This window comes from Pseudarthrobacter sp. L19 (genome assembly GCF_050859435.1).
In the GTDB taxonomy this organism is placed as follows: domain Bacteria; phylum Actinomycetota; class Actinomycetes; order Actinomycetales; family Micrococcaceae; genus Arthrobacter.
In genome coordinates this window covers 593,599-605,798 of sequence record NZ_CP193935.1, presented here as the reverse complement: position 1 = coordinate 605,798, position 12,200 = coordinate 593,599, and the positions used below count along the sequence as shown (strand labels likewise).

General features: G+C 69.7%; 7 protein-coding genes, 1 tRNA gene and 4 pseudogenes. 5 read left to right on the top strand and 7 right to left on the bottom strand.

The window, feature by feature from the left end; all coding sequences use genetic code 11:
- The first annotated feature begins 89 nt into the window (after nt 1-89).
- Nucleotides 90-3,111 (top strand): annotated as a pseudogene (locus tag ACRQ5B_RS02705) (alpha-mannosidase).
- 229 nt (nt 3,112-3,340) lie between these two features.
- On the opposite strand, the gene ACRQ5B_RS02700 reads toward ACRQ5B_RS02705, so the two are convergent.
- From ACRQ5B_RS02700 to ACRQ5B_RS02685, 4 genes and pseudogenes are all read right to left on the bottom strand, one after another.
- On the bottom strand, nt 3,341-4,075 hold the full coding sequence (locus ACRQ5B_RS02700; protein ID WP_432396709.1) for a hypothetical protein: 735 nt from the start codon (nt 4,073-4,075) through the stop codon (nt 3,341-3,343).
- Nucleotides 4,072-4,836 (bottom strand): hypothetical protein, encoded by a 765-nt coding sequence (locus tag ACRQ5B_RS02695; RefSeq protein ID WP_432396707.1) that lies wholly within the window; start codon nt 4,834-4,836, stop codon nt 4,072-4,074. Before ACRQ5B_RS02695 ends, ACRQ5B_RS02700 begins: the two co-directional genes overlap by 4 nt.
- A pseudogene (locus tag ACRQ5B_RS02690) lies at nt 4,833-5,551 on the bottom strand (hypothetical protein). The gene ACRQ5B_RS02695 and the pseudogene ACRQ5B_RS02690 overlap by 4 nt, the downstream one beginning before the upstream one ends.
- A gap of 102 nt (nt 5,552-5,653) precedes the next feature.
- A complete protein-coding gene (locus ACRQ5B_RS02685; protein WP_432396704.1) occupies nt 5,654-6,433 on the bottom strand; it encodes a hypothetical protein in 780 nt (259 codons plus the stop codon).
- Nucleotides 6,434-6,667: 234 nt separating this feature from the next.
- Here ACRQ5B_RS02685 and ACRQ5B_RS02680 point away from each other — a divergent pair, with 234 nt between their 5' ends.
- Together ACRQ5B_RS02680 and ACRQ5B_RS02675 are read left to right on the top strand one after the other, a co-directional pair.
- A complete protein-coding gene (locus tag ACRQ5B_RS02680) occupies nt 6,668-8,338 on the top strand; it encodes an ABC-F family ATP-binding cassette domain-containing protein (protein ID WP_432396701.1) in 1,671 nt (556 codons plus the stop codon).
- Nucleotides 8,335-10,249: pseudogene (locus ACRQ5B_RS02675) on the top strand (ABC transporter ATP-binding protein). Before ACRQ5B_RS02680 ends, ACRQ5B_RS02675 begins: the two are co-directional and overlap by 4 nt.
- Nucleotides 10,250-10,305: 56 nt before the next feature.
- Here the strand turns inward: ACRQ5B_RS02675 and ACRQ5B_RS02670 are convergent.
- The 3 genes and pseudogenes from ACRQ5B_RS02670 to ACRQ5B_RS02660 all read right to left on the bottom strand — a co-directional run bounded on the left by ACRQ5B_RS02670 (nt 10,306) and on the right by ACRQ5B_RS02660 (nt 11,306).
- The gene (locus ACRQ5B_RS02670) at nt 10,306-10,704 is read right to left on the bottom strand and encodes an NUDIX hydrolase (protein ID WP_432398668.1); all 399 of its coding nucleotides are present in this window, start codon (nt 10,702-10,704) and stop codon (nt 10,306-10,308) included.
- A 48-nt stretch (nt 10,705-10,752) separates the two neighbouring features.
- Nucleotides 10,753-11,232: pseudogene (locus ACRQ5B_RS02665) on the bottom strand (DUF6314 family protein); the annotation flags it as partial.
- 1 nt (nt 11,233) lies between these two features.
- A tRNA-Arg gene (locus ACRQ5B_RS02660) sits at nt 11,234-11,306 on the bottom strand.
- 85 nt (nt 11,307-11,391) lie between these two features.
- On the opposite strand from ACRQ5B_RS02660, the gene ACRQ5B_RS02655 reads away from it, so the two are divergent.
- Entirely contained in the window at nt 11,392-11,919 is a 528-nt protein-coding gene (locus tag ACRQ5B_RS02655) for a hypothetical protein (RefSeq protein ID WP_432396698.1), read from the top strand.
- Entirely contained in the window at nt 11,862-12,164 is a 303-nt protein-coding gene (locus ACRQ5B_RS02650; protein WP_432396696.1) for a hypothetical protein, read from the top strand. The genes ACRQ5B_RS02655 and ACRQ5B_RS02650 overlap by 58 nt, the downstream gene beginning before the upstream one ends.
- The last annotated feature ends 36 nt before the right edge of the window (nt 12,165-12,200 follow it).

The window sequence follows — 12,200 nt, the reverse complement described above, 5'->3', positions numbered from 1 at the left end:
CTAAGCCCCCGTGGCGCCGTAGATTAATCCAACGACTGGATTCAGGCCTGCGCCCGGCTCCTCCGCACCAGAGCAAAAAGAGGTTCACTGTGCACGACGACCGCCGTCTCACGGAAGTCCGGCTGGACCGCTTCGTCCGCGAACGCATCGTTCCGGCCATCTACCCCCGCACCGTCCCGCTGCGCCTGAGCAGCTGGACCGCGCCCGGGGAACCCGTCCCGGCCTTGGAAGCCCTGCAGCAGGACTTCATCCCGCAGGACCCCGGGGCACCCTGGGGCGGCCCGTGGTCCACCACCTGGCTGCGGCTTCAGGGCGAGGTGCCCGAGACCTGGGGCAGCGCCCCGGACACCGCCGTCGAGGTCCTCGTGGACCTGGGGTTCAGCGCGGACCTGCCGGGCTTCCAGTGCGAGGGCACCGCCTGGCGGCCGGACGGCACCGTCATCAAGGCCATCTCGCCGCGGAACCAGTACATTCCGCTGAAACTCCTCGGCAGCGGCATGACGGTCGACTTCTACGTCGAGGCGGCCGCGAACCCCGACCTCTCACAGGGCTGGACCTTCGCCGCCACGCCGCTGGGGGACAAGGCCACCGCGGGCACCGAGCCCCGCTACCGGCTGGGCCGGATCGTGATCGCCGAACTGGACCAGTGCGTCTGGGAACTGCACCAGGACATCTGGACGCTGCGGGGGCTGATGCACGAACTGCCCATGGAGCTGCCCCGCCGCCATGAGATCCTCCGTGCCCTGGAGCGGATGCTGGACACCATGGACCCGGACGACGTCGCCGGCACGGCCGCCGCCGGGCGCGCAGAGCTCGCAGAGGTGCTGTCCCGCCCGGCCTACGCCTCGGCCCACCAGCTCCTGGCCACCGGCCACGCGCACATCGACTCGGCGTGGCTCTGGCCGGTCCGGGAGACCATCCGCAAGTGCGCCCGGACCTTCTCCAACGTGGTGGCGCTGATGGACGAAGACCCGGACTTCGTCTTCTCCTGCTCCTCCGCGCAGCAGCTGGCCTGGATGAAGGAGTTCTACCCGGAACTGTTCGAACGCATCCGGGACAAGGTCCGGGCCGGCCAGTTCGTCCCCGTCGGCGGGATGTGGGTCGAGGCGGACAGCAATATGCCCGGCGGCGAGGCCATGGCCCGGCAGTTCCTCGAGGGCAAGAGCTTCTTCCTGGCCGAGTTCGACGTCGAATGCCGGGAGGCATGGCTGCCGGATACCTTCGGCTACTCCGGCGCGCTGCCGCAGATCGTCAAAGCCGCCGGCAGCCGCTGGTTCCTGACCCAGAAAATCTCCTGGAACCAGGTCAACCGGATGCCGCACCACACCTTCGCATGGGAGGGAATCGACGGAACCCGCCTCTTCACCCACTTCCCGCCGGTGGACAGCTACAGCTCCGAGATCAGCGGCCGCGAACTGGCCCACGCCGAGCGCAACTACCGGGACCACGGCCGCGGCACCATGTCCCTGCTGCCCTTCGGCTACGGCGACGGCGGCGGCGGACCCACCCGGGAGATGCTGGCGGCCGCCCGGCGCACCGCTGACCTGGAAGGCTCGCCAAGGGTGCGGATCGGCTCCGCAGCGGACTTCTTCAGCGAAGCGGCGGAAGACTATCCCTCCCCGCCGGTGTGGGTGGGGGAGCTGTACCTGGAACTGCACCGAGGCACCTACACCAGCCAGGCCAACACCAAGCGGGGCAACCGCCGCTGCGAACACCTGCTCCGGGAGGCGGAGCTCTGGTCCGCCACCGCCGCGGTCCGGACCGGCGCACCCTATCCGGCGGCCGAGCTCAAGCGGCTGTGGCGCCTGGTCCTGCTGCAGCAGTTCCACGACATCCTGCCCGGCAGCTCGATCGCCTGGGTGCACCAGGACGCGGAAAGGAACTACGACGCCGTCGCCCGTGACCTCGAGGCGATCATCGCGGCCGCAGCCGTCGCCGTCCTCGGGGACGGGGACCGCGAGATCCTGCTCAACGCCGCCCCGCACACCCGCGCCGGGGTCCCCGCGCTCGGCGCCGCCGAACCGGGACCTGCCGGCGCTCCCGTCCACGCCGAGGCGGCCGACGGCGGCTTCGTGCTCGACAACGGGATCATCCGGGCGGTGGTGGACGCGGACGGGCTGCTGGTCTCGCTCCGGGACCACGCCGGCGGACGGGAGGCGATCGCCCCCGGCACCGCCGGCAACCTCCTGGAACTGCACCGGGACACCCCCAACGAATGGGATGCCTGGGATATCGATTCCTTCTACCGGCGCAACGTCACCGCCCTGACCGAGGCCCGGTCCGTGACCCTCGAACACGACGGCGGTGACGCCGTCGTCGTGATCGAACGGATGGCTGGCGGCTCACCCGTGACGCAGCGGCTGAGGCTCGCGCCGGGGTCCGCGTCCCTGGAGATCGCCACGGCCGTGGACTGGCGTGAGCGCGAGAAGCTGCTCAAGCTCGGTTTCCCCTTCGACCTCCGGGCCGACCGGTCCGCCGCGGAGACCCAGTTCGGCCACGTATTCCGGCCCACGCACGTCAACACCTCCTGGGAGGCGGCGAAGTTCGAGATCTGCGCCCACCGCTGGATCCACGTGGAGGAACCCGGGTATGGCGTGGCGGTCAGCAATGCGGCCAGCTACGGCCACGACGTCACCCGCCAGGTAAGGGACGACGGCGGGACCACCACCACGGTGCGGGTCTCGCTGCTGCGGGCACCGAAGTTCCCCGACCCCGGCGCCGACCAGGGCCTGCATGAGCTGACCGTGACGGTGCGCCCCGGTGCGGGCATTGCCGATGCCGTCGAGGAGGGGTACCGCACCAACCTCGTCCCCCGCGTGAGTTAAGGGGGCGCATGCGGCGGAGCCGCTGGTAGCCGTGACCAACCCGGCCCTGGTGGTGGAGGCGGTGAAACTGGCGGAGGACGGCTCCGGCGACGTGGTGGTCAGGCTGTATGAGGCCCTCGGCCGGCGCTCGCGGGGCGTACTCTCGGCGAATTTCGCCGCGTCCCGGGTCTGGCCCGTGGACCTGCTGGAGCGTCCGGCGGAAGCGCCCGGCGTCGAGATCCGCGGGACCGATGCGGTGCTGGAGCTGCGCCCGTTCCAGCTGGTGACCCTTCGACTGGCCCGCTGAGCTGCATCTTTCCGGCCGATTCGATGGCCGGCGGGTAGCCTGCGGAGCGAAAAAGGGCCTTAAACCAGGCTGAGTGGGAGCGGTCCTTGCGGACCGCTACCACTCATCCCCCAATGGCGCTTGGACGACCGCCGGTCCAATCAGACTGAATCCCCATTCAAGGGACCAGGCGGCGTTTTCACACATTCATGATTCTCTCACGGTCTAATGATTTTGTGAATGCATGACGTTATTTTTCCCGGAACGTTGCCGGAGCGTTATCTTGCGGCCGGGAAAAGCGCCCCGATAACCAGAAGAGCAGCAGGCCCAGCACGTAGCCGAGGACCGCCGCGTAGTTCAGCACGGTGCGTGCGTCATCCCAGGCTACGGAGGCAAAACTCGCGGGGACCGTGAGGATGGCGGCCACCGCTCCGGCGGCGGTCAGACCCGCGCCGGTGCGCACCAGCCGGGGCAGCCGTGCCCGCACCGCGGCGAGAAGGGCGGGCAGCAGGACCAGTGAGACGTAGGCCGGGTAGACGCGTCCGAAGCCCGCGTACAGCGGTTCGAGCGCGGCGTTGCGCGCACCCCGGTCCGGCAGGGCCTCCAGGCCCGCCGAGGAGCCGCGGGTGTCCATCAGGAAGAACGTCACCGCAAGCGCCACGCACGCCGCTGCCAGGGCCAGGCGTCCCCAGCGTCCCGTCACCAATTCCCGGGTACGGGTGCTGCCCAGGGCACGGGACAGGCGCAGCCCCACCAACAGGACCATGGCACAGACCAGGAAGCGCAGGATGAGGTTAGTCAGGTTGATCCCGCCGAGGGCGCCGTCGACGGCGGCATAGGGGCCCGGGAGGCTGAGCAGGCTGCAGAGGGTGGCCAGGAACAGGATGCCGAAGACGGTCCGGTTCCGGCCACGGACGGCGTCGGGCACTCGGAGCAGCAGAGCCACGCCGCAAACAATCAGGGTTCCCCATCCCAGCAACGTCATGATGCCTCGTTTCTAGGGGAGGGGCTGCTCTCCGATGACGGCAGCGGATTTCGGCGCCGGGCCTGCGCCCTGAGTTTGTCCGCCCAGACGGCGGCCAGGCCCAGGACGTAGCAGAGCACGGCGGTGTAATTGACGATGAACCGGATGAAGCCCATCCCCGGTGGGATGACCGGCGACGACAGGCTAAGAACCAGCCCCACCGCGCCGAGCGACAGGAATACCGCCGCGAGTCGGATCAGTGCCGGGAGGCGGCTGCGCACAGTACGGATCATGGTCGGCAACAGGACCACCGCGATATAACAGGGGTAGAGCCGGCCGAACGCGCCGTAGACCTCGACCAGTGCGGCGTTCCGGGCGTCCTTCGCTGCAATAGCCTTGAGACCCGCCGAGGACCCTTGGGTGTCCATCAGCAGGAACGTCACGACGACGGCGGCGCAGGCCATGGCCAGCGCGGTGACACCCGGCTTCCCGGCAATCCATGAGAGCGCCCGCCCGGCCCCGAAACCGCGGGCAACGCGCAGCCCGATCAGCAGAATGACCCCGAAGATGACGAACCGGAGCGCCAGGTTGGCGATGTTGGTGCCGCCCAGGGCCTGGTCCACCGTGACGTAGGGCGCCTCCATGCTGAGCAGGATGGCGAGCGTCATGAGCAGAAAGATTCCGAACATGAGCCGGTTCTCCCCGCGGAGTGCACTCGGGATGCGGAACACGGCCAGGAGTGCGCAGACGCCCAGCGTCGTCCATTGCAAGATATCGATCACCCCAGGTTCTCCCAGATCTTCTCGGTCTGGGCCTGTTCCTGTTCCTGCCGCCGCAAGGTGCGGCCCAAAGCCTGGAGCCGGTCACCGGCGAGCGAGACGAGGTCACCGTCGGACAGGGCATCGAGGGCTTCCTGCCGGGCCGAGGGGGCCAACCCGCCTCCGCCTCCGTGATCAGGCCGGTAGCCACAAAGCCGGCGCTGAATCCGACGCCGGCAGCCCGCGACGTGGCAATGGCCAGTTCCGGGGACAGCCGGTTGGCGGTCAGCTGCGCCGAGTAATTTTGCGGGGCCACACCGGAAGCGGCCGAGACCCGGTGCCGCAGTTCGCCGTCGTCGACGGCGTCCACCCAGTTCCGCACGGAGGTGGCGTGGGGCGGCAGGCTCAGCGTCAGCCGTTCGCTCCGGCCGGAGGACCGCGCCACGACGGCCTCCAGGAGGTCCATGGTGGCGATCTGGCTCACGAGTTCCGCGGAGGTGGGAGGCTTCCGCAGCTGCTTGAGCTCGGCGTACTGATCGAAGGAGGAAAGGGCCTCGGCGGGGTTGATCCCCAAGGCCCGGCTGATGCTGACCACGGAGGTCTCAGCCACCTTGCCCCGCACCAGCTGCTGCGCCAGGGTCGTCCGTTTCAGTCCCGAGATCCTGCAGATGTCAGCGGTGCTTGCCGCGGGCGCAACACCATGGAGCCAGAGTTGGAAGGCTTTGGCGGGTAAGGGCATCTATGACTTTCTGCGGATTCGTACCGGAGCGGGTTGGCAGGGCCTCACAGCACTAACGGTACGCCGCCGACGATGGCCGGCACCCCCCAATGCTGAGAACCATTATAGGTCGCTCTTGCCCGTCTTCGCCGGTCCCGCCATGCGGAGTTGGCGGGAATTCTTCAGCCTGGTGCCGCCGGATCGCCGGGCGGACAGCCGTCCCAGCCAGATCAGGGCCAGTCCCAGCACCAGTCCCAGGACGGCAGCCGAGCTGATGTAGTACTGGAGGAAAGTCAGGCCGCGGGGGACGAGATCGCTGAACGGCATCACAACCATGGCGATTGAACCCAGCGTCAGGAGCGCGGCCCCTCCCCGAACCAGGCCCGGGAGGCGGGAGCGCAGCGCGTGGATGGTTGCCGGCAGCAGGCAGGCGGCCACGTAGGCGGGGTAGAGCCGACCGGCCAGGGTGTACAGCGCGATGAGTTCCCGGTTGTGCTCACTTTGGTTCGGCAGGGTAGCAAGCCCCACGGACGTTCCGGCGGTGTCGGCCAAGAGGAACGGCACCGCGGTGGCGAGACAGATCAGCGCCAATGCGGCCATGCCGATGGGCCCCCGCACAAGCCGGAGGCTGCGTTCGTTCTCGAAGCCCTTGGCGATCTTGTAACCGGCCAGCAGCACGGTGCCGTAGATGACGAACCGCAGCAGCAGGTTCGCGTAGTTTTGAGACCTCAGTAGATGGTCGATGGCGTTATAGCTTGCCTGGATGCTGAGCACCATGGCCACGGTGGCCAGCAGGAAAATGCCGAACAGGGTCCGGTTTTCGCCGCGCAACGCGGCGGGAATCCGCAACACCGTGACGACGGCGCAGACCGCCAGGACGCAGACCAGGAGAGTGGTGATCACGGGGTGGTTCCTCTTTCGGTGTGTTCGCACCTGCCTCCGCTGTGCCCTGTTGTGAGTCCGGACCCTGACGCCGGCGATTTTGCCGGTGGGCCCGAATCAACTATGCTAGTTGCTCGAACCCGCTGGTCCGTACACCCCCCAAGTCCGGACCAGCGGGTTCTTCTATGCCCGGCCGCTTCGAGCCGGCACATGCCCCCGCGGCCCCGTGCGGGCGGGCGGTGAGAGGATGGATAAATGACGGCAACCCTCGTTGCAAAAGACCTTTCCGGCGGCCACGACCACCGAACTCTTTTCTCCAAACTCTCCCTCACGGTGGCCCCCGGCGACGTTGTCGGCGTCGTCGGCGCGAACGGTGCCGGCAAGTCCACCCTCCTCCGGCTGCTGGCCGGCGTCGACGAACCCCAGGAGGGGACGGTCAGCCTGGCCCCGTCGGACGCGTTCGTCGGCTGGCTGCCCCAGGAACACGAGCGGATCCCCGGCGAAACCGTCGGTGGCTACATCGCCCGGCGGACCGGATGCGCCCAGGCCACGGTGGAGATGGAGTCCACCGCCGAGGCCCTCGGCTCCGGTGCGCCCGGCTCCGACGACGCCTACGCGGCCGCCTTCGACCGCTGGATGGCCTCCGGCGCCGCCGATCTGGACGACCGCATCCCGGCCGTGCTCGCGGACCTGGGCCTGGAGGTTGGCGAGGACGCGGCCATGTCCGGGCTCTCCGGCGGCCAGGCGGCGCGGGTGGCCCTCGCGGCCCTGCTGCTCAGCCGCTTCGACATCGTGCTGCTGGACGAACCGACCAACGACCTTGATCTGAACGGCCTGGCCCGGCTAGAGGCCTTCGTCCAGGGCCTGCGAGGCGGCGTCGTGCTGGTCTCCCACGACCGCGAGTTCCTCGCCCGCTGCGTGACCACCGTGGTGGAACTGGACCTGGCTCAGAACGCCGTCGCGGTCTACGACGGCGGCTACGAGTCCTACCTTGAGGAACGCGCCGTCGCCCGCCGGCACGCCCGTGAACGCTACGAGGAGTTCGCCGCCACCAAGGCGGACCTGGTCTCCCGCGCCCGTACCCAGCGGGAATGGAGCTCCCAGGGTGTCCGGAACGCGATGAAGAAGAACCCGGACAACGACAAGATCCGCCGCGCCGCCAGCACCGAGTCCTCGGAGAAGCAGGGCCAGAAGGTCCGCCAGATGGAGTCCCGGATCTCCCGACTGGAAGAGGTCGAGGAGCCGCGCAAGGAGTGGCAGCTGCAGTTCAGCATCGGCGCCGCCCCGCGCTCCAGCGCCGTCGTCGCCACCCTGCGCGACGCCGTCGTCCGCCAGGGCGACTTCACCCTCGGCCCGGTGAACCTGCAGCTCAACGCCGGCGAGCGGATCGGCATCACCGGCCCCAACGGGGCCGGCAAGTCCACCCTGCTGCGCCTGCTGCTGGGCGTTCAGCGGCCCGACTCCGGGGACGCCTCGATGGGCGCCTCCGTGGCCGTCGGCGAAATTGACCAGGCCCGAGGGCTGCTGGCCGGACACCTTAAGCTGGCCGACGCCGTCGAAGCCGTCCTGACCGACCAGACGCCGGCAGAGGTCCGGACCCTGCTGGCCAAGTTCGGGCTCAAGGCGGACCACACCTCCCGGACCGTCGACTCCCTCTCGCCCGGGGAACGGACCCGCGCGGCGCTGGCACTGCTGCAGGCCCGCGGCGTCAACCTGCTGGTCCTGGACGAACCCACCAACCACCTCGACCTGCCCGCGATCGAACAGCTGGAGGAGGCGCTGGAGAGCTACGACGGCGCCCTGCTGCTGGTCACGCACGACCGCCGGCTGCTGGAAAACGTCCGCCTCGACGTCCGCTGGAACGTCGTGGACGGCACCGTCACCGAACTGCTGGGCGCGAGCGCCCCGAAAGGCACCAACACATGAGCATGGACCGGGTCGCCTGGAGCTCCCTCTACAACATCACCCGCGGCGCCGACGGTTCCAGGACCTTCTCCAAGGCCCTGGTCAAGCGCGTCTTCGGCTTCGCCCGGCCGCACCGCAACCGGTTGATCGCCTTCGTGCTGCTCTCCATCGTGATGGCGGTCCTGGCCGTCGCCACGCCGGTGCTCGCCGGCCAGGTGGTCGACGCGATCATCGCCAAGTCGGACGCCGGCACGGTCATCTGGCTGGCCGTCCTGATCGCGATCGTGGCCGTGGCTGAGGCCGGCCTGGGCCTCGTGACCCGGTGGCTGTCCTCGACCATCGGCGAAGGCGTGATCCTGGACCTGCGCACCCGGGTCTTCGACCACGTGCAGAAGATGCCGATCGCCTTCTTCACCCGCACCCGCACCGGCGCCCTGGTGAGCCGGCTGAACAATGACGTCATCGGCGCCCAGTCCGCGTTCGCAGGCACCCTCTCCGGCGTGGTCAGCAACGTGGTGGCCCTGGTCCTGACCCTGGCCGTGATGCTGAACAAGTCGTGGCTGGTGACGGTGCTGGCCATGATCCTGCTGCCGATCTTCCTGATCCCGGCCCGGCGGATGGGTTCCCGGCTGGCCGAGCTGCGGCGTGAGGCGGCCGAGCACAACGCCACAATGGGCACCCAGATGACCGAGCGCTTCTCGGCGCCCGGGGCCACCCTGGTGAAGCTTTTCGGCCGTCCGGACGAGGAATCCCATGAATTCGCCGTACGCGCCGGCCGGGTGCGGGATATCGGCGTTCGCACCGCCATGCTGCAGTTCACCTTCGTCACCGCCCTGACGCTGGTGTCCGCGCTGGCCCTGGCGCTGGTCTACGGCCTGGGCGGCTGGCTGGCGCTCGGCGGGCAGCTCGCCGCGGGCGACGTCGTCGTGCTGGCCCTGCTGCTCACCCGCCTCTACGCCCCGCCTCACAGCGCTTTCCAGCGCCCGGGTGGAGATCATGAGCGCTCTGGTCAGCTTCGAGCGGGTCTTCGAGATCCTGGACCTCAAGCCGCTGATCCAGCAGAAGCCGGACGCCGTGGCATCCCCGCGCGGACCGCTCTCCGTTGAATTCGACAACGTCCGGTTCTCCTACCCCTCGGCCGACAAGGTGTCCCTGGCCTCCCTCGAGGACGTCTCCACCCTGGACACCCGGGGCGGCGAGGAAGTGCTGCACGGCATCAGCTTCCGGGTCGAACCCGGCCAGACGGTGGCCCTGGTGGGGTCATCCGGCGCCGGCAAGTCCACGATCGCCCAGCTGCTTTCGAGGCTGTACGACGTCGATTCCGGCGCGGTCCGCTTCGGCGGCACCGAACCGGGTACCGGCGTCGACGTCCGTGACCTGACCTTCGATTCGATGCGCGAGACCCTGGGCATGGTGACCCAGGACGGCCACCTGTTCCACGAGAGCATCGCCTCGAACCTGCGCCTGGCGCGCCCGGACGCGACCGATGAGCTGATGTGGGACGTGCTGCGCCAGGCCCGGCTCGAGGACATGATCCGCTCGCTGCCGGACGGCCTGGACACCATCGTCGGGGAGCGTGGCTACCGGCTCTCCGGCGGCGAACGCCAGCGCCTCACCATCGCCCGGCTGCTTATCGCCCAGCCGCGGGTGGTCATCCTCGATGAGGCCACCGCCGCGCTGGACTCGACCAACGAGGCCGCGGTGCAGGACGCGCTCGGTGCCGCGCTGGAAGGCCGCACCGCCGTCGTGATCGCCCACCGGCTCTCCACCATCCGCGCCGCGGACGCAATCCTGGTGATCGAGGGCGGCGTGGTTGTCGAACGGGGGACGCACAGCGAGCTGCTGGCCGTCGAGGGCCGCTACGCCGAGCTGTACCGGACGCAGTTCGCCGAGGCCACCGCGGTCGCGGCCGACGCGCTGCCCGACGCCTAGCCCGGACTGACAGGGCCCGGCCCGCAGGTCACCCGGGCGTAGGGGCCCGGCCCCGCTTAAGCCCGGCCGTCGGGTGCCGCCGCGAGCAGCGGCAGCACGTGCTCGGTCAGGAGCGGGGCCAGGTCGCCCGGAAGCTCGCCGGCCAGATCCAGCCAGCGGATCTCCGCGATCTCGGCCGACGGCGCCGCGGTCCAGGTCCCGGGCGCGGTGAAGACCGTCGCGTCGATCCGGGTGGCGGACTCGTTGGCGGCGTCGGCCAGCCACCGGCCCAGCGGCTGCAGGGCCTCGGGCGGCAGGACGATGCCGACCTCCTCGGCCAGTTCCCGGGACGCGGCCTGCGCCGCGGATTCCCCGGCCTCGGGCTTGCCACCGGGGTGCATGAACTTGTGCGTCCCGCGCTTGCGGACGGTGAGCAGCCGGCCGCGGGCGTCGTACACGCAGACGGCGGAGACCACGATGTCCGGGTTGGTGCCGGGCTGCGGTGCAGGGTCCCGGCGCAGCTCCGACTCCAGCAGCAGGTCCTTGGCGGGGCCGGTGACATCCCAGGTGTAGCGGAAGGCGTCCGGGCCGAGCCGGGTGTAGCGCACCCGGTACGTGTCCGGATCGCACCAGTGGCGGTCACTGGCGGTGTCCGGCCCGAAACCCATCCGGTGGAAGGGGCGGCCATCGGCGAAGTGCATGTCCATGACGCCGGGGGCGGCGGTGGGGCGGAGCAGGTATTCGCGGCTGGCAGGACCGGTGAAGGGCGGGTCGCCGGCCGGGTTCCAGGTCACCGTGCCCTCTTCGCGGAAGCGGAGGCCGCCGTCGTCCGTCGCCGTGAAGCGCGCGACGCCGGCAAAGGAACCCCTGCTGCCCGTGGCACGGTCAAGCATGGTGCGGGCCACGGTCCAGGTACCCAAGAGGTAGGAGTGCAGGTCCTCGTCCGCCCCGTGCTGACCGGTGGCGTGGCTGCCGGCAGGAGTGCCGGGGCTCTGGGAATCCACGTGCCCTCGATTGGAATCGAACCAACGACACCGGCTTTAGGAGAGCCGTGCTCTATCCACTGAGCTACGAGGGCGGGCGTCCGTCGCGGCCGGCCACAGCCGACCCGTCCGAACACGGATACCAGCATACAAGGTGGGGGCGCGTACTACGCTCAAGGCATGATCGCCCCCGCACGCGCAGCAGACCGAGAGCTCCTCTACCTTCCGGATGTGGCGTCCACGCGGTTCTACGCCGGGGCGCTGGCCAAGCTCAGTGTCCTGCAATATTTCGTGGCCGAGACCGCCGTGATCGGCGCATGGGCCGGAAGGGAGGCATATAGCCGCCGCACCGGCTATATCAGCGACCTCGGCGCCCTGCACTGCGGCACCTACTCGGGCCGCGACGTCTGCTCCCCGGCCCACCTGCTGATGAACGCCTCCTTTATCGTTCAGGGCATCGGCATGATGGTGGGGGCCTTGCTGCTCACCTCTGCCGTGATCGGAGTGGCGGCCCGCGCCGGGGAACGGCTGCCCCGCACCCGTGGCCGGCGCCCGGCGTCCGTACCGGCGTTCATCGCCCGAGCCCTCACCACCATCGCCGGTGCCGGGACCGTGGTCGTCGGGCTGGTGCCCGAGGACGCCGGCTCCCCGTGGCATTACATCGGCGCCGTGGCGTACTTCTCCGCCGGGGCCTGGCCCTGGGGTTAATTGGCTGGCTCTGGCGTCGCCGGACGCCGCTGGGCTGGTTCATCCTGGCCTGCGGCGCGGTGGGACTGGCCGCCCTGATCGCCGGCGGCATCACGGGGATGGCCGTCCCCGAGCCCGGAACCCTCGAACGGCTGATGGGCTACCCGATCACCATCGGCACCGCGGCGGTTGGTCTGGTCGTGGCCCAGCGGGTGCGGAAGGAACGGACGACGCGCAAGGCGCATGCCGCGCGTTCCGGAGGGTGAGCGGCCGGCAGGGCCCTGGTTGGCTGGGCGCTAGCT